The organism is Lysinibacillus sp. GW821-FHT14F06 (assembly GCF_058803665.1).
Map to the genome: position 1 here is coordinate 25291 of NZ_JBXAPF010000008.1, position 25421 is coordinate 50711.

At 37.0% G+C, this 25421-nt stretch carries 35 protein-coding genes; 32 read left to right on the plus strand and 3 right to left on the minus strand.

Translation table 11 applies throughout. The annotated features are described in order from the left end of the window. The first annotated feature begins 33 nt into the window (after positions 1–33). The 10 genes from AC1RNS_RS09500 to rlmD all read left to right on the plus strand — a co-directional run bounded on the left by AC1RNS_RS09500 (position 34) and on the right by rlmD (position 11893). Entirely contained in the window at positions 34–1167 is a 1134-nt protein-coding gene (locus AC1RNS_RS09500; protein WP_492992174.1) for a CamS family sex pheromone protein, read from the plus strand. A 262-nt stretch (positions 1168–1429) separates the two neighbouring features. Next, positions 1430–1717: an Asp-tRNA(Asn)/Glu-tRNA(Gln) amidotransferase subunit GatC gene (gene gatC / locus AC1RNS_RS09505; protein ID WP_054772107.1), complete on the plus strand. Its 288-nt coding sequence runs from the start codon at positions 1430–1432 to the stop codon at positions 1715–1717. 24 nt (positions 1718–1741) lie between these two features. Further along, positions 1742–3205, plus strand: a complete 1464-nt coding sequence (gatA, locus tag AC1RNS_RS09510; protein WP_492992176.1) for an Asp-tRNA(Asn)/Glu-tRNA(Gln) amidotransferase subunit GatA — start codon at positions 1742–1744, stop codon at positions 3203–3205. A gap of 1 nt (position 3206) precedes the next feature. Next, positions 3207–4634, plus strand: a complete 1428-nt coding sequence (gene gatB, locus AC1RNS_RS09515; RefSeq protein ID WP_492992178.1) for an Asp-tRNA(Asn)/Glu-tRNA(Gln) amidotransferase subunit GatB — start codon at positions 3207–3209, stop codon at positions 4632–4634. Positions 4635–5107: 473 nt separating this feature from the next. Continuing rightward, the gene (locus AC1RNS_RS09520; RefSeq protein ID WP_492992180.1) at positions 5108–5668 is read left to right on the plus strand and encodes a thioredoxin family protein; all 561 of its coding nucleotides are present in this window, start codon (positions 5108–5110) and stop codon (positions 5666–5668) included. 96 nt (positions 5669–5764) lie between these two features. Next, a complete protein-coding gene (locus AC1RNS_RS09525; protein WP_492992181.1) occupies positions 5765–6679 on the plus strand; it encodes a diacylglycerol kinase in 915 nt (304 codons plus the stop codon). A 695-nt stretch (positions 6680–7374) separates the two neighbouring features. Next, entirely contained in the window at positions 7375–8721 is a 1347-nt protein-coding gene (locus AC1RNS_RS09530; protein WP_492992182.1) for a cytochrome ubiquinol oxidase subunit I, read from the plus strand. After that, entirely contained in the window at positions 8718–9743 is a 1026-nt protein-coding gene (locus AC1RNS_RS09535; RefSeq protein ID WP_492992184.1) for a cytochrome d ubiquinol oxidase subunit II, read from the plus strand. The genes AC1RNS_RS09530 and AC1RNS_RS09535 overlap by 4 nt, the downstream gene beginning before the upstream one ends. A 12-nt stretch (positions 9744–9755) precedes the next feature. Beyond that, positions 9756–9878: a cytochrome bd oxidase small subunit CydS family protein gene (cydS, locus tag AC1RNS_RS09540; RefSeq protein ID WP_427548908.1), complete on the plus strand. Its 123-nt coding sequence runs from the start codon at positions 9756–9758 to the stop codon at positions 9876–9878. A gap of 647 nt (positions 9879–10525) precedes the next feature. Then, on the plus strand, positions 10526–11893 hold the full coding sequence (rlmD, locus tag AC1RNS_RS09545) for a 23S rRNA (uracil(1939)-C(5))-methyltransferase RlmD (RefSeq protein WP_492992186.1): 1368 nt from the start codon (positions 10526–10528) through the stop codon (positions 11891–11893). Between the two features lie 21 nt (positions 11894–11914). Here rlmD and AC1RNS_RS09550 read toward each other — a convergent pair whose 3' ends face one another. Both AC1RNS_RS09550 and AC1RNS_RS09555 read right to left on the minus strand, forming a co-directional pair. Continuing rightward, entirely contained in the window at positions 11915–13336 is a 1422-nt protein-coding gene (locus tag AC1RNS_RS09550) for a recombinase family protein (protein ID WP_492992187.1), read from the minus strand. Between the two features lie 87 nt (positions 13337–13423). Next, complete coding sequence (locus AC1RNS_RS09555; protein ID WP_492992188.1) at positions 13424–14056, minus strand: LexA family protein; 633 nt, start codon at positions 14054–14056, stop codon at positions 13424–13426. A 186-nt stretch (positions 14057–14242) separates the two neighbouring features. Between AC1RNS_RS09555 and AC1RNS_RS09560 the strand changes: the two genes are divergently transcribed. The 20 genes from AC1RNS_RS09560 to AC1RNS_RS09655 all read left to right on the plus strand — a co-directional run bounded on the left by AC1RNS_RS09560 (position 14243) and on the right by AC1RNS_RS09655 (position 23613). Further along, positions 14243–14458 carry an XRE family transcriptional regulator gene (locus AC1RNS_RS09560; RefSeq protein WP_492992190.1) on the plus strand — a complete coding sequence of 72 codons (216 nt, stop codon included), beginning with the start codon at positions 14243–14245 and terminating at the stop codon, positions 14456–14458. A gap of 111 nt (positions 14459–14569) precedes the next feature. Beyond that, a complete protein-coding gene (locus AC1RNS_RS09565; protein WP_492992192.1) occupies positions 14570–14722 on the plus strand; it encodes a hypothetical protein in 153 nt (50 codons plus the stop codon). A 98-nt stretch (positions 14723–14820) separates the two neighbouring features. Continuing rightward, complete coding sequence (locus AC1RNS_RS09570) at positions 14821–15030, plus strand: hypothetical protein (RefSeq protein ID WP_492992193.1); 210 nt, start codon at positions 14821–14823, stop codon at positions 15028–15030. 286 nt (positions 15031–15316) lie between these two features. Continuing rightward, positions 15317–15577, plus strand: a complete 261-nt coding sequence (locus AC1RNS_RS09575) for a hypothetical protein (RefSeq protein ID WP_492992195.1) — start codon at positions 15317–15319, stop codon at positions 15575–15577. 11 nt (positions 15578–15588) lie between these two features. Next, positions 15589–15939, plus strand: coding sequence for a hypothetical protein (locus AC1RNS_RS09580; RefSeq protein ID WP_492992196.1), 351 nt, complete (start codon positions 15589–15591; stop codon positions 15937–15939). Then, entirely contained in the window at positions 15939–16193 is a 255-nt protein-coding gene (locus AC1RNS_RS09585) for an AbrB/MazE/SpoVT family DNA-binding domain-containing protein (RefSeq protein WP_492992198.1), read from the plus strand. Before AC1RNS_RS09580 ends, AC1RNS_RS09585 begins: the two co-directional genes overlap by 1 nt. 12 nt (positions 16194–16205) lie before the next feature. Beyond that, positions 16206–16457 carry a DNA-entry nuclease gene (locus AC1RNS_RS09590; RefSeq protein WP_492992199.1) on the plus strand — a complete coding sequence of 84 codons (252 nt, stop codon included), beginning with the start codon at positions 16206–16208 and terminating at the stop codon, positions 16455–16457. Positions 16458–16469: 12 nt separating this feature from the next. After that, positions 16470–16613 (plus strand): hypothetical protein, encoded by a 144-nt coding sequence (locus AC1RNS_RS09595; protein ID WP_492992200.1) that lies wholly within the window; start codon positions 16470–16472, stop codon positions 16611–16613. 296 nt (positions 16614–16909) lie between these two features. Next, on the plus strand, positions 16910–17842 hold the full coding sequence (locus AC1RNS_RS09600; RefSeq protein ID WP_492992201.1) for a rolling circle replication-associated protein: 933 nt from the start codon (positions 16910–16912) through the stop codon (positions 17840–17842). Beyond that, a complete protein-coding gene (locus tag AC1RNS_RS09605; protein ID WP_492992202.1) occupies positions 17817–18308 on the plus strand; it encodes a hypothetical protein in 492 nt (163 codons plus the stop codon). The genes AC1RNS_RS09600 and AC1RNS_RS09605 overlap by 26 nt, the downstream gene beginning before the upstream one ends. Positions 18309–18321: 13 nt before the next feature. Continuing rightward, positions 18322–19872 carry a PcfJ domain-containing protein gene (locus AC1RNS_RS09610; protein ID WP_492992204.1) on the plus strand — a complete coding sequence of 517 codons (1551 nt, stop codon included), beginning with the start codon at positions 18322–18324 and terminating at the stop codon, positions 19870–19872. Further along, positions 19869–20732, plus strand: coding sequence for a DUF3102 domain-containing protein (locus tag AC1RNS_RS09615; RefSeq protein WP_492992205.1), 864 nt, complete (start codon positions 19869–19871; stop codon positions 20730–20732). Before AC1RNS_RS09610 ends, AC1RNS_RS09615 begins: the two co-directional genes overlap by 4 nt. Further along, on the plus strand, positions 20725–20970 hold the full coding sequence (locus AC1RNS_RS09620) for a hypothetical protein (RefSeq protein ID WP_492992206.1): 246 nt from the start codon (positions 20725–20727) through the stop codon (positions 20968–20970). Before AC1RNS_RS09615 ends, AC1RNS_RS09620 begins: the two co-directional genes overlap by 8 nt. A gap of 1 nt (position 20971) precedes the next feature. After that, complete coding sequence (locus tag AC1RNS_RS09625) at positions 20972–21211, plus strand: hypothetical protein (protein ID WP_492992208.1); 240 nt, start codon at positions 20972–20974, stop codon at positions 21209–21211. Between the two features lie 16 nt (positions 21212–21227). Further along, positions 21228–21506, plus strand: a complete 279-nt coding sequence (locus AC1RNS_RS09630) for a hypothetical protein (RefSeq protein WP_492992209.1) — start codon at positions 21228–21230, stop codon at positions 21504–21506. A 16-nt stretch (positions 21507–21522) separates the two neighbouring features. Then, on the plus strand, positions 21523–21747 hold the full coding sequence (locus tag AC1RNS_RS09635) for a hypothetical protein (RefSeq protein WP_492992210.1): 225 nt from the start codon (positions 21523–21525) through the stop codon (positions 21745–21747). Continuing rightward, positions 21744–21929 carry a hypothetical protein gene (locus AC1RNS_RS09640; protein ID WP_492992211.1) on the plus strand — a complete coding sequence of 62 codons (186 nt, stop codon included), beginning with the start codon at positions 21744–21746 and terminating at the stop codon, positions 21927–21929. Before AC1RNS_RS09635 ends, AC1RNS_RS09640 begins: the two co-directional genes overlap by 4 nt. 46 nt (positions 21930–21975) lie before the next feature. Continuing rightward, positions 21976–22908, plus strand: coding sequence for a phage tail tape measure protein (locus AC1RNS_RS09645; protein WP_492992212.1), 933 nt, complete (start codon positions 21976–21978; stop codon positions 22906–22908). Positions 22909–22950: 42 nt separating this feature from the next. Beyond that, positions 22951–23136 carry a hypothetical protein gene (locus AC1RNS_RS09650; RefSeq protein WP_492992213.1) on the plus strand — a complete coding sequence of 62 codons (186 nt, stop codon included), beginning with the start codon at positions 22951–22953 and terminating at the stop codon, positions 23134–23136. A 36-nt stretch (positions 23137–23172) separates the two neighbouring features. After that, a complete protein-coding gene (locus AC1RNS_RS09655; RefSeq protein WP_492992215.1) occupies positions 23173–23613 on the plus strand; it encodes a YopX family protein in 441 nt (146 codons plus the stop codon). A 239-nt stretch (positions 23614–23852) separates the two neighbouring features. Here the strand turns inward: AC1RNS_RS09655 and AC1RNS_RS09660 are convergent, their stop codons facing one another. Beyond that, a complete protein-coding gene (locus AC1RNS_RS09660) occupies positions 23853–24002 on the minus strand; it encodes a YjcZ family sporulation protein (RefSeq protein WP_492992217.1) in 150 nt (49 codons plus the stop codon). Between the two features lie 353 nt (positions 24003–24355). On the opposite strand from AC1RNS_RS09660, the gene AC1RNS_RS09665 reads away from it, so the two are divergent. After that, the gene (locus AC1RNS_RS09665) at positions 24356–24799 is read left to right on the plus strand and encodes an ArpU family phage packaging/lysis transcriptional regulator (RefSeq protein ID WP_492992219.1); all 444 of its coding nucleotides are present in this window, start codon (positions 24356–24358) and stop codon (positions 24797–24799) included. Further along, on the plus strand, positions 24796–25383 hold the full coding sequence (locus tag AC1RNS_RS09670; RefSeq protein WP_492992221.1) for a tyrosine-type recombinase/integrase: 588 nt from the start codon (positions 24796–24798) through the stop codon (positions 25381–25383). The genes AC1RNS_RS09665 and AC1RNS_RS09670 overlap by 4 nt, the downstream gene beginning before the upstream one ends. Positions 25384–25421 lie beyond the last annotated feature (38 nt).

Consider the following 25421-nt stretch of genomic DNA (forward strand, 5'->3'; position numbering starts at 1 on the left):
GAAATTGAATTTCAGTAAAGGAGTATTAAAATAATGAAGTCATTTCGACTCATTCCAGCAATTATCGCTGCTACAATGCTAGTTGGCTGTGTGCCTACTAAGAAGGGGACAGAGCTTACACAGGAGACACAACAGGAAAAAGCGGAAACAACGGTTATTCCAAGCTTCAAGATAGATGAATCCTACTATGGTGCGCTAACGCCTTACAAAGAAAGCGCTAGCCGAGGATTGGTAGTTTCCAATTTATATACAAAATATGATATGAAGGAAGTAGAAACAGGCTTGATGCGTCTTTCTCAAAATGAGTTTGACACAGAGAATTTTTTCTTCCAGGAAGGTCAATATTTAGCTAAAAGTACAGTGACCGATTGGCTAAAGCGTAGTTCCCAAATCAAGGATGGTTTAAATCCTCCTTCAACGGAATCTATGCCAGCAGAAGAGCGTGCAAAGAAGGCACCTATATATTTATCGCATATTGTTGAGCAGAATTATTTAACGAAGACAAAAGATAATAAAGTGAAATTAGGCGGTATTTCGATAGGACTTTCCTTAAACTCTATTTACTATTATCAAAAAGTAAAATATGGGGAGTATTATGAGGAACCAATACCAGAGTCAGCTCTTGTTGAACAAGGCAAGAAAATGGCTACTGAAATTGTGTCTCGTCTAAGAGCTCGTGAAGAATTGAAGGATGTCCCGATTGTAGTAGGCTTATTTAAACAGAAAGCTAACAATGATATTATTCCAGGAACGTATTTTAGCTATGGCGTTGCAAAATCTGGACAAAACGATGTAGCAGATTGGCAAGCGATTGATGAAGAATATGTCCTATTCCCAACAGATGAATCGAAGGATGTTTATCGAGAGGATAGCAAAAACTTTAAGAAATTTAAACTGGATATCGATAAATATTTTTCTAACTATACGAGTGTGATAGGAACAGGCTTCTATCAAAATAAAGATATTCAAAAGCTAAAAATTGAAGTACCCATTCAATTCTTCGGTCAAGCAGAAATTATGGGTTTTACCCAATATCTAACTGGTGTTGTCATGAATTATTTCGAAAATATCAATGTTGAAGTAAGTATTACTTCGATAAACGGTCCAGAGGCGTTAATTATTAAGAAACCGAATGATAAAGAACCTTATGTGCATATCTATGAATAAACTATAGTCAGCTCTGCGCTGGCTATATTTTTATGTATCCATCCAAAGAAAAGCTAGAAAACAAAGGTTAGAAATAACGAAGAAATGGATACACCTATAAAGAGACAACACTCTGCCACAGTAGTGAAAGTTTCTATATTTTTGGTGAAAGTTGTGATTTTTAATAGGAAAAATGTTATGATTATTTGCATGGTTAACTTTATTCAACCCTATTGTTATCAAGAAAAACAATAATTTGAATGTGTATTCGGAGGTGTAAAAAATGGCAAAATTAACAAAAGAGGAAGTTAAGCACGTTGCAAATTTAGCACGTCTTGCTATATCAGAAGAGGAAGCTGAAAAATTTGCTGAACAGCTTGGTAAAATCACAGATTTCGCAGAGCAATTAAACGAGCTAGATACAACGAATGTTGAACCAACAACCCACGTGTTACCATTAGTAAACGTTATGCGTGAAGATGTGGCAACAAAAGGCTTAGACCGCGAAGTAATGATGTTAAACGTAAAGGAACAAGAAGATGGTCAAGTAAAAGTACCAGCTATCATGTAATACTAAAAAATAGGAGGATTCCTCATGACGTTATTTGAACGTTCAGCAAAGGAGCTACAAGCTGACATTAAAGCGGGTAACTTAACTATCGCTGATTTAACAAAAGAAGCATATGAACGTATTGCCAAGCTTGATGGAGATGTACAAGCTTTCCTTGCTTCAAATGAAGAGAAAGCAACTGCACAAGCAACTGAAATGGACAAAGTGCCATTTGAAGAGCGTGGACCACTGTTTGGTCTTCCTATCGGTGTGAAAGACAACATCATAACAGAAGGCTTAGAAACAACTTGTGCTTCTAAAATTCTAGAAGGCTTTATGCCAATATATGATGCAACTGTAGTGAAAAAACTACGTGATGCCGGAATGGTAACGATCGGTAAACTAAATATGGATGAGTTCGCAATGGGATCTTCCAATGAAAACTCATACTATAAAACAACAAAAAATCCTTGGAACTTAAACCACGTACCAGGCGGTTCTTCAGGTGCATCTGCCGCAGCAGTAGCAGCAGGTGAAGTACCATTCTCACTTGGTTCTGATACAGGTGGTTCTATCCGCCAACCAGCAGCTTATTGCGGCGTGGTAGGGATGAAGCCTACATATGGTCGTGTATCTCGTTTTGGACTAGTTGCATTTGCATCTTCTTTAGATCAAATTGGACCAATTACACGTAATGTTGAAGATAATGCTCTTTTACTTGAGGCAATTGCAGGTTTAGATCCTAATGATTCAACATCTGCTAACGTAGAAGTACCAAACTATATAGCAGCTCTAACTGGTGATGTAAAAGGCTTACGCATCGCTGTACCAAAAGAATTCCTTGGTGAAGGTGTTGGTGAAGCAGCACGTCAATCAGTGCATGATGCGTTAGAAGTATTAAAAGGCTTAGGTGCTTCAGTAGAAGAAGTCTCACTTCCTCACTCCAAATATGCACTTGCTGCTTACTATATCCTATCTTCTTCTGAAGCGTCCTCGAACCTTTCTCGTTTCGACGGTATCCGCTATGGTTTCCGCGCAGAAAACGTTACAAATTTAATGGACCTTTATAAAGAAACACGTGCACAAGGCTTTGGTGATGAAGTAAAACGCCGTATTATGCTAGGTACTTACTCACTAAGTGCAGGTACGTACGATGCTTACTACAAAAAAGCACAACAAGCTCGCACACTAATCAAAGCAGACTATGACAAAGTATTCGAAGACTTTGACGTAATCATTGGACCAACTGCACCAACACCAGCATTCAAAATTGGTGAAAACGTGGATGATCCAATGACAATGTATGCAAACGATATTTTAACGATTCCAATCAACCTAGCTGGTGTACCAGCCATTTCAATCCCATGTGGCTTAGAGAATGGACTACCATTAGGCTTACAAATTATTGGTAAATACTTTGACGAAGCAACTATTTACCGTGTAGCTCATGCTTTTGAACAAGCAACAGAGTTCCATAAACAAGTTCCTCAAATTTGGGAGGGAAAATAACATGAACTTTGAAACAGTCATTGGTTTAGAAGTACACGTTGAGTTGAAAACGAACTCAAAAATCTTCTCACCAGCACCAGCTCATTTCGGTGCTGAACCAAATACAAATACAACAGTTATTGACTTAGGATATCCTGGTGTTCTGCCAGTGCTAAATAAAAATGTTGTAGATTTCGCAATGCGTGCAGCACTTGCACTGAATATGGAAATCGAACAAGAAACAAAATTTGACCGCAAAAACTATTTCTATCCTGACAATCCGAAAGCTTATCAAATTTCTCAATTCGATAAACCAATCGGTAAAAATGGTTGGATCGATATTGAAGTAGATGGCTATACAAAACGTATCGGTATTACACGACTTCATATGGAAGAAGATGCTGGTAAGCTTTCTCATGCTGGTGACCACTCTTTAGTTGACTTTAACCGTCAAGGTACACCACTTGTAGAAATCGTATCTGAGCCAGACATTCGTACACCAAACGAAGCATACGCTTATCTTGAAAAATTAAAATCGATTATCCAATATACGGATGTGTCTGACTGTAAAATGGAAGAAGGTTCACTACGATGTGATGCCAATATTTCTATTCGTCCATATGGTCAAGAGGAATTTGGTACGAAGACAGAGCTTAAAAACCTTAACTCTTTCAACTTTGTTCGTCGTGGTTTAGAGCATGAGGAATTACGTCAAGCGGACGTTCTTCTTTCTGGTGGTGTCATTGAGCAAGAAACGCGTCGCTTCGATGAAAAAACAGGTAAAACAATCCTTATGCGTGTAAAAGAAGGAACAGACGATTATCGTTATTTCCCAGAGCCTGACTTAGTTCGTCTATCAATTGATGACGAATGGCTAGAGCGTGTAAAATCAGAAATTCCAGAGCTTCCAGACGCGCGTAAAAAACGTTATGTTGAGGAAATGGGTTTAACATCATATGATGCAGGTGTTCTTGTTATTTCAAAAGAAATCTCTGACTTCTTCGAGGCTATGACAGCGAACGGTGCAGATGCTAAGCTTTCTGCCAACTGGTTAATGGGTGATGTTTCTGCTTATTTAAATGCGGAGCAAAAGGATCTTAAAGATACTGCATTAACGCCAGAAAATCTTGCTGAAATGGTGAAATTAATCACTGATGGTACAATTTCTTCTAAGATCGGTAAAAAAGTGTTTGCTGAATTAGTAGAAAATGGCGGCTCAGCACAAGAGATCGTCAAAGCAAAAGGTTTAGTTCAAATTTCAGATGAAGGTGCATTACTTGCGATTGTTACAGAGGTTCTAGACAATAATGCACAATCAATCGAAGACTTTAAAAATGGTAAGGATCGTGCTATCGGCTTCTTAGTAGGTCAAATTATGAAGGCTACAAAAGGCCAAGCAAACCCTCCAATGGTCAATAAATTATTACAACAAGAAATTGCAAAGCGTTAAAAAAAGATGGTACTAGGCTATAGCCTTAGTACCATCTTTTCTTTTATAGTTTAGTTTCCACTAAATCTCCATCCCGATAAGTGAATGGCGATGGGTAGCGTATGTATTAAATACTTGATCTCCAACTTTCATTCGTTGAGCTTTCGTTAAAATTTTTATTTAATCATGCAAGTTGTTGCTGCTCTATATAAACAGGATCTACGTGTTATCAGAAAGGGTCTTGTGGTAATTGAATATGGTGCCGTTTTCCGAAGTACCCATGATTCATTACACTTTGGAATTACGAAAATTATTATACCTTCTCTTTTATTTATCTCTTTTTTCTACGATGTTCTGTAATATAATAGCTTATCTATAAATTTTAGGTTATAAATAAAGAAGTTCATTATTTTTATAAAGCTTTACAGTTGTCTAAAAAGAGTATTCATAGCAAAATATAGAATAGAAAATAAAACATTAGGGGGATACCTACAATGAAAACAGAGCAACAATATTTTGATGAAGCCATTTCAATTCAGCAATATATGGATAATATGACGACACTAAAAGAGGAGAGTTTTCGCATTTATGATGGGTTCGAAGTGCCAACAAATGATGGTTTTGTAGAGCTGCTAAAAGACAAGCAGCCTAAGATTTTAACGATTACAGAGGATTGGTGTGGTGATGCTATGCTAAACAATCCGATTATTCGCAGAGTTGCAGAAGCGGCAGGCCTAGATATGCGAGCTGTACTGCGTGATGAGGATACAGATTTAATTGATCGCTATTTAACAAATGGCGGGCGTGCTATTCCAATCTATCTTTTATTAAATAATGCTGGACAGGTTATCGGAAAATGGGGACCTCGTGCACCACAATTACAGGAACTAGTAGTGAGCAAACGAGCAGGACTACCTGATAAAGAAGATCCTACATTTGAAGATGCACAAAAGGCATTATATGCGGAAATTCGTGAGGAAAATATAACGAATCAATCCTATTGGACATTTGTTTATGAGGATTTTAAAAATCAAGTGACAGCTGCGTGGGAATAGTCGTTAATGGAGTGCGGTGTGTCTAAAAAATAGTGCAACATTTCGGCGAATATTTCGTTGAATGAAATAGAATCTTATGAAGCAGGAAGGTATGTTATGAAACGTGCAAGAATCATTTATAATCCTACATCTGGACGAGAGGTATTTAAAAAGCATCTACCAGAAGTATTGGAAAAACTAGAGGTAGCAGGCTATGAGACATCTTGTCATGCAACAACTTGTGAAGGCGATGCAACCATTGCGGCAAAAAATGCAGTAGAACGAGGCTTTGATATTATTATTGCGGTTGGTGGAGATGGCACATTAAATGAAGTTGTTTCAGGTGTGAGCCCATTCGAAAAACGTCCAAAAGTTGGTTTAATTCCGATGGGTACAACAAATGACTTTGCTCGCGCTGTGCATATTCCCCGAAATATTGAAGATGCTGTAGATATTATTATACAGGGTGATACGTTGCCAGTGGATGTAGGTTTATTAAATGGGGAACGCTATTTCATCAATATTTCTGCGGGTGGCCGCATTACCGAGTTGACCTACGAAGTACCAAGTAAAATGAAAACAATGCTAGGACAGCTAGCTTATTATTTAAAAGCAGTAGAAATGATTCCATCCATCAAGGCTTCCCACATGCGTATTGAATATGATGGTGAGGTTTTCGATGGAGATGCAATGATGTTTTTATGTGGCTTAACAAATTCAGTGGGCGGCTTTGAAAAACTTGCACCAGACGCAAGTATCAATGATGGATACTTTACGTTATTAGTATTGAAAAAAGTAAGCCTTCCTGAATTTATCCAGCTGGCAGCAATGGCTTTAAGAGGTGAGCATTTAAATGATGATCGAGTGATTTATAAAAAAGCAAGTGTGGTAAAAGTGACGACAGAAGATGAAATACATTTAAACCTAGATGGCGAATATGGTGGGGATGCGCCTGCCACGTTTGAAAATCTAAAACGCCATATTGAAATTTTTGTGCCACTTGCAGATATTCGTGAGGAAGATCGTATTTAAATTGAATAATTAAACCGAGGAGCTTTCTTGTGCTTAATCCAGTGCAAGAGAGCTTTTCTTTTGATTTTTAAGTGTGATTAATTGGAGGCTCAATTTGGATATTCTTCGCTCAATAGTGAAAGAAAGAGCTCAACAAGAGTACTGGACCGTTTAATAGTGAGAGGAAGAAACGCAAATAAGGGATCGCATCGTTTTCAATCTAAGGAAAAGTAGCTCAAAAAGAACGGCTCAATTGTGGAGAGAGGAAGCTCAAAATAGAGATGATTCCGCCTAATAGTGAAAGGAAGACTCTCAAAAAACATGCTACTCATGAATGGATTAAAATAACTTAAGTTTCAATTTTTTTCATCTAATTATGGTTCTAAAAAACCGCTCTATAATATAGTATTAATTTCTATAAATAGGTTAAAATTCATGGTGATCATTGATTGTGAATGAATTAAGAAAAATGTTTGGCAAATGTGCGTATATTACTTGAACAAAATTTGAAACCTTTATAATAGGCTGAAATTTCGGTCCATTTTAAAGGTTTTTTTCGTTGTAATAGTGGAAAATGAGGGTATAGCTAAGGGAAAGGAAGTGTTGCCTTTGTATAAGTCACAGGAAAGAAAGCTCATTTGGCTAAGCTTCGGTGTTGCAATTATCATGCTACTTTCCATACTTGGAAGAATATTCGGAAGTTAGGGGGCAATGAGATGATTAATGAATCAGCAGTCTTTTGGAGTAGAGCATTAACTGAGCTAACATTATCGTTCCATATTATTTATGCAACGATTGGTGTTGGTGTTCCGTTAATGATTATGATTGCTCAATGGACTGGATATAGAAAGAACGATGAGCATTATATTTTAATGGCGAGACGCTGGGCACGTGGTTTTGTCATTACTGTTGCAGTTGGTGTAGTTACGGGAACAGCAATAGGCTTACAGTTATCTTTATTATGGCCTAACTTTATGCAACTTGCTGGTCAAACAATTGCGTTACCACTCTTTATGGAAACGTTTGCATTTTTCTTTGAAGCTATCTTCTTGGGAATTTATTTATACACATGGGATCGCTTTGATAGTCAGAAAAAGCACATGTTATTGCTAATTCCTGTAGCTGTAGGTGCATCCATGTCTGCTGTGTTTATTACAATTGTCAACGCATTTATGAATGCACCACAGGGCTTTGATATTGTAGATGGGCAGCTAGTGAATATTCAACCCTTTTTAGCAATGTTTAATCCAGCGATGCCAACAAAGGTAGCTCATGTTCTTGTGACAGCCTATATGACATCGGCATTTGTCTTAGCAGCAATTGCAGGATACCGTATGCTTCGAGGTTCTAAGCATGTGTACCATAAAAAATCATTATTATTACTTATGAAGATTGGCCTGATTTTCTCTATTGCAGCAGCAATTATCGGAGATTTCTCAGGAAAGTACTTAGCAGAATACCAGCCAGAAAAATTAGCGGCAGCTGAATGGCATTTTGAAACGGAAGATAAAGCCTCACTTATACTTTTTGGTGTGTTAGATGGTGAGGAAGTGAAATATGCCATAAAGGTTCCGTATGCCCTTAGTATATTGGCTCATAATAACCCAACTGCAGAGGTTATTGGCTTAGATCAATTTGCAGAGGAAGACAGACCACCACTTTATATTCACTATCTTTTTAATATAATGGTGTTTATTGGCATGTTCATGGTGCTTGTCTCACTGCTTTATGTAGTGGGGAAAGCACGTAACTGGCAGTTTATCCACACACGTTGGTTTAGATGGATTATTGTTGCAGGAGGACCGCTTTCCATTATTGCTATTGAAGCAGGCTGGTGGCTCGCAGAAGTTGGGCGACAACCTTGGATTTTATATGGATTAATGCGAACACCAGAGGGGGCAACTACGAGTGACCATGTAGATTTAATGATGCTATTATTTACTGGTGTCTATGCCGTATTGGCAGTAGGAAGTATTGTGGTATTGGTTCGTATGTTCAAAAAGAATCCAATTGAACGTGAAATTGAAGATCGCCATTCTGAAAAAGGCGGTGATTTCCTATGACTTTAGAGATTTTAGGTATATCAGTACTATGGATTTTCCTATTCGGCTATGTCATTGTTGCATCAATTGATTTTGGAGCAGGCTTCTTTAACGCCTATAGTCTACTCATTGGGAAAAATCATATTTTAACGAATATTATTAAGCGTTATTTATCGCCTGTTTGGGAAGTAACGAATGTCTTTTTAGTATTTTTCTTTGTCGGGATTGTAGGGTTTTTCCCACAAACAGCCTTTTATTATGGAACGATTTTACTTGTGCCAGTTAGTATTTCACTCGTGCTACTAGCAATACGAGGCTCCTACTATGCGTTTGAATCATACGGCTCAAGAGGTCATATCGGATACACACTGACATATGGTGTGGCAGGCTTACTTATCCCAGCCTCTCTATCCGTCGTATTTGCGATTGCTGGTGGCGGATATGTTGATATTGTCAATGGGCAGCCCGTCTTAAATTATTGGACGCTCTACACAAGTGCATTTGCTTGGAGTATTGTCGTTTTGAGCATAGCTGCTGTACTTTATATCTCAGCTGTATTTTTAACATGGTATGCCCATAAAGCAAAGGATAAGGAAGCCACAAACCTAATGCGAAAATATGCGCTTATCTGGGCCGCACCTTTAATGGTTAGTGCGCTAGGCATTGTGTATGAAATGAAATCCATCAACCCAGAGAGCTATAATCATATGGTTGAATTATGGTGGCTGTTTGCCATTTCAGCAATCCTATTTATTATTACGGTGTTATTAATATGGATGCGAAAAAAATATGGTCTTGCTGTAGGACTATTGATTGCACAATTTGCAGTGGCATTCTTTGCGTACGGTATCGCGCAATATCCATATTTACTGTACCCGTATTTAACAATTTACGATAGCTTCACAAGTACACAAATGGCGATTGCACTCGTGATTGCGTTTATTTTAGGTCTATGTCTGCTTATTCCGTCACTATTTTTATTGCTGAAGCTATTCCTATTTAACAAAAATTACGTGACAGGAAAAGAAGACAATCACGCATAGGAGGAAAGAATAATGGAGAAATTTCTTATGTTTTATGCGCCATTTATTGTAGTAATTCTAGGAATTGTCGCAGCATTCTGGTGGGCTCCCAAAGATCATCATATAGCAAAAGAGCAAGAAGAGAGTCGCGAATAGCGGCTCTTTTTTCGGCAGGGCGAGGATGGTCAATCAGGATAGCTCAGGTAAAGGGAAGAACTGCTCAGGTTAGAGAAGAATCTGCTCGGGTAAAGAGGAGACCTGCTCAGGTTGGAGAAGAATCTGCTCGGGTAAAAAAAAGAACCGCTCAGGTCGGAGAAGAATCTGCTCGGGTAAAGAGGAGATCCGCTCAGGTTGGCGAAAAAATTGCTCGGGTAAAGGAAAGAATCGCTCAGGTCGGAGAAAAACTGCTCGGGTAAAGGAAAGAATCGCTCAGGTCGGAGAAAAACTGCTCAGGTAAAGGAAAGAATCGCTCAGGTCGGAGCAAAAACTGCTCGGGTAAAGAGAAGAATCGCTCAGGTCGGCGAAAAAATTGCTCGGGTCGGAGAAAAACTGCTCAGGTAAAGAGGAGACCCGCTCAGGATGGAGAAAAAATTGCTCAGGTAAAAAGGAGAACTGCTCAGGTTGGAGAAATATCCGCTCAAGTAAAGTGTTGCTTCGCTCAGCTCGCAGATGTATCCACTTAGGTAAATTACGACAATAAGATTTACTCTGCTCATCAGATAGTTCCTACAATAATAAGCCTTGTTCTTTTTTCATCCGCCAACACATGCTACAATAAGAAGATTGAAATGGAGGATGTACGAATGTCAGCACCCGTGAAAAAGAATAATCGACTAACAGTTTATATAGAAGATTTAACACATGATGGCAATGGCGTCGCAAAGGTCGATGGCTATCCATTATTTATTCAAGGCGGACTTCCTAATGAAACGGCAGAAGTTCATGTGTTGAAAACCTTAAAAAATTACGGCTTCGCAAAAGTTGTAGAAATTATCAAGCCGTCCCCAGATCGTGTGGAAGCACCTTGTGACTATTTCCAGCAATGTGGCGGCTGCCAATTACAGCATTTATCCTATAAAGGACAATTAAAATGGAAAGAAAATATGGTACGGAACGTTATGCAACGCATAGGTAAAATTGATGCACCTGTTCTTCCTGTGAAAGGAATGGAAGAGCCTTGGCATTACCGCAATAAAGCACAAATTCCTTTTTCCACAAATGAAGCAGGACAAGCAATTGCAGGTTTTTATAAAACAAAAACGCATAGCATTGTCGATATGGAACGTTGTTTAATTCAAACAGGTGAGGCGGACGCTATTCTTGCGGGCTTAAAGAAGGAATTAACGAAAATAGGTATCCAGCCATACAATGAGCTATCGCATGAGGGAATGCTACGTCACGTAGTCATTCGTAAAGCTCGTGCAACTGGCGAAGTCATGGTTGTACTCATAACAAAAAAGAAAAAGTTCCCTCAAAAAGAAGCGGCTGTTGCGATAATACAAAAGCTTGTACCAAATATCACTTCAATAATGCAAAACATCAACAGCGACAAAACAAATGTCATCTTTGGTGATGAAACCATAAATCTATGGGGCAAGGATGTAATTATTGATTCAATTGGTGATGTACGCTTTGAAATTTCAGCTCGTTCATTCTATCAAGTAAACCCTGAACAGACTGAAGTTCTTTACAAACAAGCACTAGACTACGCTGATCTACAGGGTGACGAACGAGTAATTGATGCCTACTGTGGAATCGGTACTATTTCTTTATTCCTTGCTCAAAAAGCAAAGGTAGTTATGGGCGTTGAAATTGTTCCACAAGCTATTGAAGATGCTAAACGTAACGCAGCACTTAACAGCTTTACAAATACGTATTTTGAGGCAGGCCCAGCAGAAGAAGTAATTCCACGCTGGTATAAGGAAGGCAAAGAAGCCGATGTCCTAGTTGTAGACCCACCACGTAAAGGCTGTGATGAGGCACTTCTAAAAACCATTTTAGAGCAACGTCCAAAGCGAGTTGTCTATGTATCATGTAATCCAGCCACACTTGCACGCGACCTACGTATTCTGGAGGATGGCGGCTATCAAACACAGGAAATTCAGCCAGTAGATATGTTCCCGCATTCGACACATGTGGAGTGCGTTTGCTACATGGAATTAAAAGAATAAAAAACAAACATGAGGGGGCGCTTAAAACGCCCATTCTATGTTAATATGGTCATTGAAAACGATTATTTTATTGATTAGTTTGGCGACTATCAATCGTTTTTCAAGCTCTGTCTCTTGGTTATTCCAGTCAAAATTGGCTAACTGAGAGATAGTTTCTTTGATTTCCTCTAAGTTACTTTGTGATTGATTACTTTCAATTTCGGCTATATGTTTTAATAGATTAGTTCGATTTTCTTTTAGTTTTGTCATTCTTTGATTTATCATATCAAGTGGCGCATCATCTAAGCTGTAAAGGTCTATCAATTTAGCGATTTGTTTATCAATATTTACTAATTCTTTATGCAATGGTTCCGCCTTTTCGATAATATTTGTAGTGGAAGTATTATAATTTTCTACAAAACGCAAATTTATTTTTTTTATTTCATCAATAATATATTGCTCTAAAGGTTCTTTTCTTTCTCCTTGTTTTATACAATTAATGTCCTTTATTAGATGGTCACGTTTTGCTCTGGAGTAGCAATTATAATACCGCATACCATCTCCGTTTTTTAATCTACCACCTGTTCGGCCAAACATTTTTGCGCCACAATGACCACAATAAATAATTCCACTAAGCAAATAAGTATGTTTAAATGTTTCAGATTTTGGTGTCTTTTTCTCAATTAATGTTTGTACGGATCGAAACATTTCTTCACTAATAATAGCTTCATGTACTCCTTCGTATACGGTTCCTCTATGCTGTATTTTCCCAATATAAATGGGGTTTCTTAAGATTTTTCGCACAGTTGATTCATTGTTGATGACACCAGGATATTTTGTTTTAACCAAGCGAAAAACCTTATTTACTCCACTTCCTTTATAAAATTCATTAAATATCATTTTTACGCAAGCTGCATTATACTCATTGATAACGAGCAAACCATTGACATAATCGTAACCTGTTACAATTCGGTCTTGTCTGTTGCCACTCCATTTTCCCGATTTTGCTCTAGCCTCTCTCCCCATCATTGAGCGTTCTCTTATTTGTTCACGCTCAAGCTGAGCAAAGACAGATAAAATACCAATCATTGCACGTCCAAATGGTGTGGAGGTGTCAAAAGATTCGTTCATACTTACAAAATCCACATTGTTTTTCAAAAATACTTCTTCAATCAAATAAAGTGTATCTCTTTGCGATCTACTTAATCGGTCTAGCTTGTAAACTAGCACTAAATCAGCAGAACCTTGTTCGATTTGTTTAATCAATTCTTGCAAGGCTGGACGTTCCATATTTGCTCCAGAATAAGCAGGATCTGTATAAACTTTCACGACTGTATAGCCTTTTGCTTTCGCATAAGCACGTAACCGTTCTTCCTGAGCGCCTATCGAATAACCTTCCTTGGCTTGTTCTTGCGTAGATACTCGTATATAAAGAAACACACGTAAAGATGTTTTTTCGTTCATATTACCCCTTCTTTATTAATTAGTTTAAAAGAAAAGAGCTAAACGAATGAGTTTGCTCTTTTCATATTTAATGCTTAACGTTAAGTATTAATCTAAATTAACAATGTAAGTTACTACTTTACCATGTAGTCTCAAATCATCATATGCTTCATTAACTATATAATCTGTAAAGCTAGCATCATATGATTCAGGTCTAAAAATTAATCGTTCCCCATCTCTATAAAATCTTTTAACTGAGAAGTTATAACCATTGCTATAAACGATAATATCGTTATTGTCCAAATCTGTAATATTAATTGGTTTTACAGCTATAAGTGATTTATCAGGGATGATTTTATTCATAGAATCTCCGTTAACCCGCATAATAAATATTTCACTATCTCCTGCGTATCTTCCAAGTAATTCGTCTGGAATTGTGATGGTATCTTTGTTCAAAATTCCGTCTATGGTAATCGGTTCTCCTGCTGAAACTGGTATAGGAATATAATCATATTCAGATACAGCATGGTAAGCCTCTTTTTCATCCCAGCCCATTAGATATGCGGGGGAAAGATTTAATGCTTTACTTAGTTTAGTTACTATGGTATAAGGCATATCTTCTATTTCGTTTTTTTCATATCTATAGATAGTTGCTCGATTTTTCCCTATCATATCTCCTAGTTGATCGGCAGTAATTTTCAACTGTTTCCGTCTATATTTAATTTTGTCTCCCATGTTCATAGTATTTTCACCTCCAATTTCTATCTATTATTCTAAATACATTTTCGCATATATGCAACTTTTAGTGTTACATTAAATAATTTTATTGCATAAATGCGAAAGTTAGGTTGACAAAAATAATCCAAGCAATTAAGATATTGGTAATCGCATATATGCGACATCTTTCTTTGGAAAGGAGGATAATAAATGAATGTTAATGAATTGAAGAGGAAAATTATTGAAAATGGAATGAATGTTGAAATGATATCCTTAGCTATTGGGATGGACAAAAGTACATTTTATAGAAAGATGCGTAATCGAGGTGAAACATTTACTGTTAAAGAAGTGAATCTCATTTGCAAACAGTTATCTCTCTCTAAGGTAGAAGCAATGTTAATTTTTTTTGGTGATTATGTCGCATAAACGCGACTTTATGGGTGAGGCGCTTTGATACCTAGCCAACGAAGGTATAGTCGTAACTTATAGCTTAAATGACGGTAGCAACGTTAGGTTTTTTGAGTAGAGGTGAGAAGGGTGGCAAATTCTAAAAAGATTATTAATAGAGATAAAAACGGAAGAATCATTAAGGATTTATCTAAAGTGATGTTACCACAGGAACTTGAAATTAGTATTTTTAAAATTTTAAATCCTGAACTTCCAATCGAAGAAGTGAAATTTGTTTCTTAAAATCTATGCGCTGTGATACCGAGCCAATGACGGTATAGTCGTAACTTATAGCTTATGTGACGGTAGCAACGTTAGTAAGTGTAGAGGGAGGTGAGGGTGTGGGTGAAAATAAACAAGTATTCACCGTTGCAGCGATGAATACTGGTAAAGTTATGATTCTTTCGGATACGCAAGGAAATGAGCAGCTATGCCAGAATGGAGTGCCGATTTATACAGCGCAAATTCATCTTCATGCAAATTCGGAATCTGCTTTTCGTGAATCAAAAGCTCGTATTCAACACTTACGATGTTCCAAAGATGTTTTTTGATGTAGTCTATTGCACGAAGTTTAGCGCTCTCTCTATCACTAGAAATTACGCAAATATGCGCCTTTGCACCAGCAATATCTTTATTAATTTCATTTTCCTGCATAGGAACAATGTTAATTACAAACAAATAGTGATTTGGATTTACCATATGTATCACCTCGCTTTCTAGGTGAATTATACCAAATTATTAATCTAAGTGCTGAGGTGGTAGCCAGTGACGGTATATAGGTCCTTATAGCTGAAATGACGGTAGCGAGTTAAAGGAAACGAAAGGAGAACAAACAATATGAAACTTCAACCAGCAAGTGAAATGTTAAAGGTTGCTGAGAGCAACTTCGAAAAATTAAAAGCAACTGCTTTAAGCAGTAGTGATTATAAAAATCTAGTTCAAGGCATTGAGAAACGAGCTGAAAAAGGTTGTCGTGAATACACCTATCATAATAATTCCAATCAGCAATTCATTAGCATTTTCAAAACTATGTTACAAGAAAATGGTTATGAGATTTCTCAACATGTATCTGGCTTTGGTTTAACAATCAAATGGTAGAGGGTGAAGCGATGGACAAGCTGCAGGTTACACAAGAAATTGCTGATGCTGTAAAAGCGTGTGAAGGTATTCACGAAGCATTACTAATAAGTGAAATCGGAGGCGTATTTTACGGCAAAACAGCTTCCGATGTAAATGCTCAAAATTTAGCAGAGCTACTAAAGTCTCACTACACACTGGAAGAAGCGGTGCAAATTTGTTTTGGTGAATATGTAATTGTTAGAACGCCAGAAGAAGAAATTGCAGAGATTTACAACAAAAAAGTAAGTCGCTTTTGGGAAGTCCATCAGGATGGTGTAAAGCAAGGTATTCGTTATGTAGCTACAGCGTTTAATTTAAAAATAAAAGGAGTGAATTGTTAATGAAAGCAACAGGTATTGTACGTAAAATTGATAATTTAGGTCGTGTGGTTATTCCGAAAGAGACTCGTAGAACTTTAGGTATCGATGAAGGTGATTCACTAGAAATCTTTGTGAATGGTAATCAAGTGATTCTGCAAAAATATCAGCCAGAAACAGAGAAAGAAGATGTTATTTCTAAGCTGCATAAGATGACCGATGGTGCTGATCCAGATGTAATAGAAACAATTGATCGTGCCATTAAATTAATCCGTTAGGGGCTGAGAAAAATGGTTCTAGATGATGATATTACTTATGACAAAATTGGACGTATGCAGTATCATCCTGAATTTCACTTTTCGCATGGGAAACCATACAGCGAATCAGACCTCGAATACATTTGTAAGTTTTATGATTTTGATCATGCCAGGGCGTTGGCGTTTGCTATTGGAAAAACCGAGAACTCAATACGAGCGAAGGTAGACTTTTTAAAGAAAGAGGGGATGTTTAGACATTATAAAAATCTTAATAAGCATTGGTAGGTAGGTGAAAGTATGAATGACTTTGCTCTGGAAATGTTAGGTGAGTATTTTGTTGCTAACAATCTAGTAAATGAAGGTTGGGAGTTTCATGAATTTGTAGCCGAATGGCAAAAAGGTTTTATTGTTATGGAAAATAAAAAAGCGCGAGCACTCTGACAATGCTTGCGCCATGCTGATTACTTTTGACAGGAGCATCAGCACACATTCTGCTTTTTCATAAGCCTTTGTGATAAGTCGCAAGGGCTTTGAAATTACAAAATAATAAATTGCCGTACACTTTTGACCATTAAGCGCGGCTTATTTGACTATTGCCAAACAATCTAATTTTAGAATAGCACGTATTGCGGCAACTAGTCAATTAGCGTACTTGTAATGGGTATTAAGTTTACGACCATCCATAAATATCCAACGAGTGGTTAACAGATTAGGTAGGTGGCTAGGAGGATTACACCATGATGCAACAATATCGTGAGGAAGATTACGAAGAGTTATATGCAATAGATAGTGCTGCTTATGAAGATACTTTGGAGGAGCGTATTGAGAGATTACGTGATAAACAGATTAGCAAATATCGCGTAAAAACAATATTGAGTGGAGATATGCTGGAGGTCGAGGCCTATCCTATTTGGGCTATTCCGCAAGGTAAGCGAGCGAAAAAGGAAGAGAGTAGTAGAAAGGCTCAACAAAACCTGAATGATAAAAATACAAAAAAACGCTTAATCAGAAAGGCGCATGTGAACTTTACAGCTAGGGATATGTGGGCAACCTGGACTTATTCAAAGGAAAGATTACCTGCTGATCAAGATCAAGCTAAAAGAGATATGCAAAACTTTATTAGACGCTTAAAACGTTGGTTAAAGAAGCAGGAGCAATACGAGAATTTTGAATTGAAATATATCTATGTGACTGAGTTCGACAATACAGAAGGGAAAAAAGTACGTATTCATCATCATATGATTACAAACTTTCCGAATCGAGATGTTGCCGAGGAGCTTTGGAATAATGGGGGCATAGTGCAAACACGTAGATTGCAGCCTAATGATTTCGGACTAGAGGGATTGGTACGTTATATCACAAAGGATAAGAGTAAAAATCCTACAAAGCGTTACACAGTTAGTAGAAATTTGAAAGAACCTAAAATAACGATTGCTGATAGCAAAATGACACGTAAACGTGCTGAACGTATTGCGACTGAAGAAGTTTGTGCCCAGGAACTATTCGAAAAAATGTATAAAGGTTACAAATTCAACGACATCGAGATTAAATACAGTGAGTTTGTAAGTGGGGCATATCTGTATGTGCGGATGAAGCGGATTGATAATTCTTCCAAGAGAAATTTGAAACGTGGAGGCGATAGGGGTGAACGAAAAGAAGCACCACATTGAAATGATTCAAGAGGGGCAAATGAATATTTTTGAAGCGGAATATCAGGCAAAGAAACAGGAGGCGGTAAAGATGGTTGAACAAGCGATGGCAAAATTACTGGCAGAGCTTAGAGTGGATGGGGTGCATCCTTATGTTTCAGCAATAGGAAATTTTTTAATGGACCACATAAAAGATAATCCAACAGCAGCAGAAAAAATTATGGCGAAGGATAAAACTATTGTCGGTAGTATGAAGGCTATGCGAAAGGTAGCTGAAAAGCAAAAAGTTGACAATTGTGCGGTTTTAACACCTGAACAAGGATATGATGCTGTGCTTGATTACTTTGATATTAAAACAACAGGTACTACACCGGTGATTAAGTCTCCTGCACCAGTTATTCAAAATGAAGTCTCAAAAGAGTCAACTGATGTTTCGAAAATAGTGTCTACACCAAGATTTGAAGCATCTTTGGACGAGTTTTTGTGAGGGGGCTTGAATAATGGGAGAAAAAAAATTAACAAAACAAGAAGCAGAAATAGTATGGGCACATTATTCAGGAATTAATGAGAGAATAGTTGATTTTGCTACAAATGAAGCACTAAAGGGCAGTAAATACATTTTTATTTCGAGTGGAAAAATAGTAAGAGGCTATTGTACTCATTGCAAATCGAAGTTTTATATTGAATCAGCTTTACCAATTAAACAAAACACTTTCGGAGAATGTCCAAAATGCAATTCAAGTTGCCAATACAAAAAGTCTTGGGTTGGTCGTAAATATATGCATGATGCGGCTTACTTCCTTTGGTTTGAAAAATCACAGGTGAATCCCAATATGATTGTGGCGAGCTGGATATACTGCAAACGTGATTATAGCAAAGACTATGAAAATGTTACAACGCATTGCCAAAGGGAAAAACTATACACTTTCGAGATTGGGAGTAGCGCTATGTATAGTGTGTGGGGCTGGATAGAATCGGGTCTGTATAAAGAAAAATCTATACACAATAACCCACAAAAAAACTTACCCATGACCGTTTCTGTAGATAGTTTTCTTAATGCGGCAAAAGGGACTCAGTTTCAATATTCGGGTTGGGAAGAATATGGTATGTACTCTTTGTTAAAGTATTTAGATTTATTTTCTAAATATCCAAACATTGAAGTATTAACAAAGAATGGCTTCCGACATGTTGTATCTGCTAAAATGCACAATCAGCCTTTGTACAGAGCCATCAATTGGAAAGCTCATAAATTGCATGATTTCTTCAAAATGTCAAAACAAGATTTTCAAATGATGAGAGAATCACAGTCTACAGGCACTTATGTGATGCATGCTCCTGATTTTGCATTCGGCTGTTGGCTATGGCAGAAAGCTAGAAAAGAAAAATCCAAATTGTCATATGAGGAAATTATTAAACATGCAAATGCAGTACGTGTAACTCAAAACTTCAAAAGGTTTTGTGGCATAACAAAGTACAGTACGTTACACCGTATTTTCAATTATGCACAAAAACAATACAAACTAGATAGCAAACACTACCAACACCCAGAGCAAGTAATTATTACCTGGTATGACTATATAAAAGATTGCTTAGAACTTGGTATGAATTTAAAAAATGAAATTGTTTTATATCCAAAGAATTTAAGGGCAACGCATCAAAAAACATTGAAATTAGTGAAAGTTAAAAGTGATGAGATTGCTAACTTAAAAATCCAAAAACGTTACGAAGGATTGGAACATCTTCTCTTTGAATATAAAAATTTTGTGATCAGACCTCCAGAGAACTTTGAAGAAATCATTAATGAAGGGAAAGTATTAGAACATTGTGTAGCAGGGTATGCAGACAATCATGCAAATGGTAAGACATCACTTATGTTTATCCGGGAAGTGTCGGATCCGGACAAGCCATTTTATACAGTGGAGATTAAAGGAGACAGAATTGTACAGGTGCGAGGTTTTGATAATGACCCCGCAACAGATGATGTAAAACAATTTATCGATGAATTTAAAAAACAGAAACTTACTAATAAGAAAGTGAGGAAAGCGGTATGACTCAATTAATCAAAGAACGATCCGCAGATGTTATTGCAGCTGAAATCAATGCAATTAAGTTTCAAACGCAAAATATGATGCTCCAGGCTTCATCAGAAATAGGGAAGCGGCTTATTGAAGTGAAGGAACAGCTTCCACATGGTGAGTGGGGCAAATGGTTAAAAGACAATGTGGAGTATAGCCAATCTACAGCCAATAATCTAATGCAAATCCATCTGGAATATAGCGCAAATTCCCAAGCGTTTGGGAATTTGAGTTATTCAAAAGCGGTGGCGTTATTGGGTATCGATGCGGAAGAAAGGGAAGCTTTCATTCAAGAAAATGATGTAGATGAAATGTCTACTAGGGAGCTTCAAAAGATCGTTAAGGAAAAACAGAAGCTTGAAAAGGATATAGCCAAGCAAGAAGCAGCAGCTGCTAAAGAAAAGAAATTGCTTGAACAAGATATTCAGGAACTTAGACAGCAGCTTGAAGAGGCTCAACAACAATCAACTGATCATTCTTCTTCAGAGAAGGAGCTTAATAGATTAACACAAGAATTAGCGGTTGCTGAATCGAGGGCAAAACAGTTAGAGGAGAATTTGAAAGCCAAGCCAATAGAAGCGGCAACGGTTGAGGTGGTTCCTGAAGCAGTACAAAAAGAATTGGAGCAGTTGCGTAGCAAAATGAGCGAGTCAACAGATCCTGCAGAAATGAAATTTAAGATACGTTTCGAAACGTTAGTGAATGAATTTAGTGCAACTTTAGAAGTCGTGGGCCAAATAGAAAATGCCGAAACTCGTTCTAAGTATAGAGATGCTATACACAAGTTAATGGATAAAATGCGAGCGTCATTAGAAAAAGAGGCTAGCCATGACTAAAAGTATTAAATGTCTTGTTGAAGATATAGAGGAGGACAAGCCATCACGAGTAATTCATGCTATTGCAGGTGGCGATGCTGATCTCAAACAACCATATGTCATTGCTTTTGTTGTGAATGGCGCTAGAAAACAAAGTGATTACCTCCAGGTAATGTTACATCATAAACGCACGTCAGATTATCTTAAAAATTTGAAGCGGCATGAAAGAGAATCACTAACTACTTTAGGCGGTGAATGACATGCAGACCAGGCGAAATGGAATTTCAATAGACAATCCAAACGCAAGAAAAAAACATTACATTCAGGGGCAAATTTTTAAATTAGAAAAAAATCCGTTTACAAAATATGTAGAAATGCAGGGTATAGAAAATGATCACGTTTGCTATGAAATTTTCCCATATAAATACTCTCTAATAAAAAAGCTTGTCGCACAAGGCTGGCGAATAATCGAAGTCTTTGAAAGGGGAAAAAATGAATAGTTGAAAGGGGCAGGCTATGGCAAATACTACAGTCAGATGCTACTCAAAATTCATTATATCTGAATTAAGAAAACATGGGATTACTCGCGGTGGAGAGCTGAAATATTGCAAGGACAAAATTAGTAATGCATATCGAGGCAAGAGTTGTTTTGATAATTTCAGGCTTTCAGTAAATGGTCAAAATGACGAGGAATATAATCGCCAATTAGAAAATGGATGCTGTGGTTTCTATGATGAAACAATCCAACTCAATAGCGGTAGCATAGTTAGATTTGGATTTAATTACAGTCATTAAGTAGAGGTGAAATGGAATGTCAGAACCATTTTGGAATGCAAAACAAGGGGCACTTATCCAGTGCCCTGTTAAAAATTGTGGTCATATTGGTGTGGTAATTACAAAAGCGCACTGTCGCATAATACATGGCATGACACGAGCTGAAATAGAAGCGGAATACGGACTTCCTAAAACAGTTTCAAAACTCAATCGCAAGCAAATTGAGAAGTTGAAGAAAGAAGGAGCTAAGAGCACCTTATGAAAATGTCAGTAACAATTTCATGTGATTGTGGCAATGAAATGAAAATAGATGTAAAGAAAGATCAATATGGTTTGCAATTAATAGATTCAATAGATGTAACAAAAGCATTTACCTGTACATCTACAATAGATTATACATTCCTCATACACTGCAAGTGCGGCAATGAAGAGGAGATATTTTAAGTAGAAATTGTAACTAAAAGAAATTGCGAAAGAAGGAGGTAATGCAATGGAATTATTACAAGTTGGTGAAATAGTTGAAGCTAATGAAGGTTTTTTCTTCTATGACGCTTATTTTCCAAAGGGTTATAGATTTGAGATTGAGCCACAACATGTAGGACATGGTTTTGAAAAATGGGTAACTAAGGTTAAATGTGTGATGTGTAAACAAGAATTGAATTCTGATGGGTTTGAATATTTTGAGGGTGAAATTTGGTGTAAAGGTTGTTCGGAGTCGTATGGGTACAAAGATAAGGCACTTAGCCTTGGTGAATCAACGGTATTTACAGCTACGCAAATTGCTGAAGGCATGGAAAATTTAGCACTGTCAGGGATGAAAACAGAGCAGATTTTAGGGTCGACAGAAAGATTATTGAACCTAGCTACAGCAACTGGTATGGATTTAGGCATGGTAGCGGTTATTACAACGGATGTTATGTCAGCGTTTGGGATGAAATCGACAGAGGCAGGACACATTGCTGACGTACTTGCTTTTGCACAAGCCAATGCAAATACAAATGTGGAGCAAATGGGAGAAGCCATGAAATATGCAGTACAAAGGGCAAACCCAAACCAGATGGGGTGGACAATCGAAGAAACGGCAGCAGCAATGATGAAATTGGCGGACAATGGTCTTAAAGGTTCGATTGCTGGTCAAGTGTTTAGTGATTCTGTTGGTCGTTTGTCCAAGCCGACAAAAGAAATATGTAAAATTATGGATGATTTAGGTTTATCCTTTTTTGATGCAAATGGTGTTATGAAACCACTACCAGAAATTGTTGGGCATTTGGAAGATAAATTTAAAGGATTGACGATGAAACAAAAAGCAGTTGCTCTCACTACATTATTTGGAACAGACGCCTATAAACATTGGGCAATTTTGTTGGAATCAGGTAGTGATGTATTAAATAAACATACAAAGTCTTTAGAAATGATAGATTAATAAATTCTTGAAAGATAGTGTTCAATAAAGCGAGGTGTGAAAATGGAATCTTGTTGGTTGATTGAATTTACTGATGGTTACAAAATAATTCTTTCTGAATACATGTACAAAAAAGAGCAAGAGCGTCATTTTGCAGGTCGTAAAATCCTATGTAAGCAGCATTGGTTTGATTATAAAACATGCAGAGAGCGCAACAGGGGTGTTCATGCATTCGGCTTTGCAGAATAAATGATAAATATTGTTCAAAACGAAGGGAGAATAGAAATGAAAGAATTAAAGTTTAAAGCAATAACTAACGGTAGCATATGGCATGTGAATGCACTTGCTTGTTCAGACGATTCAGAGGCAATGGACTTGGTAGATCATTCAATCGGCGGGATGGATGAAATCAAAAACTTCAATGTTATTGATAACAAAGAAGTTACAGTAAGGCAATCAGTAGGTTTGAAAGATCGCAACGGTAACGATATGTATGATGGGGATTTAACCGAATTAGAAGTTGATGGGGAGATTCGGCGTTTTGTAGTACGAATTAAAACAGTGGTAAGGGAATTGGTTTCACATCCTTCATTTGACGATGCTACTGCGAAAGTACAAGTTACAGGTGTTGTTTTTGAATGGAACGGATTTGATCTCTTCCCTTGTGTGGATGAAAACGGAGTGCCAGACAACGAAAAGATGATAATTGTAGGGCATGTTGCTTAGCAATCGAAAGATTATGCAGTCTAAATAGGCACACTTAAGCATTTGACATTTGATTTTATAAATAGAAGGATCACCGGGAAGCCAGCCAGTGAAACTTCTAAAAAAGGAATTAAGATGTAAAGCTTAAATCACTTTACACTATATAAATATGACAGAGTCCATGTTTTGTTACCTATTTATGTATAAAGAAAACAACAAAAGGGTCACCAGGCTGGGGAGTGACCCTTAGAACGGAAATGTTAATACCCTGTATTCAAGAAAGTAGCGCCAATAATAATTAAAAGTATAAATAGAACAACAATTAAGGCAAATGATGAACCATTACCATAACCGCCGCCGTTATAGCCGCAGTTATTAATGCCACCAACATTTCCACCATAGTATCCCATAAGTATCCCTCCTTTCTTTAATATATAATATGTCAGCTGTAGAGAAGGAGTGGGGTGTTAAACCATTCAGCTATAGGCATAAAAAAATATATTTTTGTTAGATAAGACAATAAAAAAAGGTCACTTGGGATAGGAGTGACCTTTAGTAAAAAATTCAGGAGGTGTAAGGCTAAATTAGCTTTACCTTACTATTATTATGATGTGATAACTATGTTTGTATAGTGAATTGCCTGTGAAATAGATTTAAAAATAAAAAGGCCGTACTAATGAACAATATGAAGATGATGAAACGGAGGTGAATTAGTAATCAAAAAAATAAAATCAATAATTTAGAAATAAGGTGGCCATTTAATATGATAGAGATTTTAAAAAACATTGATGGGGAAGCAACACAGAAAGCGATTGAAAACATACTTAGGCAATACCGAACATTTATGCTAACGACTCCAGATGAATTTATGCCTTCTATAACTGCGAAATATACATTAGAGATGCCTACTTTTTCAAATGTTAAACAATCTAGCGTAGAGAATGCTGCCATTAAAAGCGTAGATGAATTTAAAAAATACGAGAAATTTTTTGGGTGGTTTAATCGAGGACTATGTAAGTTAACAATGATTGAGCGCCACATTATAACGTTAACATTTTTAGATAAAGAACCTATGTTTGATTATGAAGTTTATACAGAACTACGTATTTCCAAGAGCAAATACTACCGGGTTAGGAATAGTGCTCTATATAAATTAGCTATGGCACTAGGGGTTGAGGTGTATCAAGAGGATGAGGTGGTACAGTGAATTTCGTACAACCAATCCGAGACATAGAAAAAATAGAAGAAGTTAAAGCTTTCTTGGCCAATAAAAATAAAAGAGATGAATTATTGTTTTGCTTTGGTATTTACACTGGATTACGTATCAGCGACATTTTACCTGTTAAAAAGAAAGATGTTTATAACAAGGATGTTTTTTATGTCACAGAAATAAAAACTCAGAGGTCTAGGAAGAAAAGTCGTAAATATACCAACAGAAAGAGAGTTCCTATAGTTACTGAATTAAAAAAGTTATTACATGTATATTGTCAAGAATTGAAGGATGATGATTATTTATTCAAATCTAGGCAAGGGAGAAATCAACCTATTACTAGAGTAAGAGCATACGATATTTTAAGAGAAGCTGCATATGCATGCGGATTATCAGAGATAGGTACACATACATTAAGGAAAACGTTTGGTTATCATGTTTATCAAGAAGAAAAAGATGTTGCGTTATTACAGGATATATTCGGCCACAGCGCACCGTATATTACAAAACGGTATATAGGTGTTAATCAAGATGCGATTGATCAAGCATACAGTAATCTAAATAAAAAACTAAGATTTTAAACAAAAAGCAATCATTCTTAGATTGCTTTTTGTTTTGC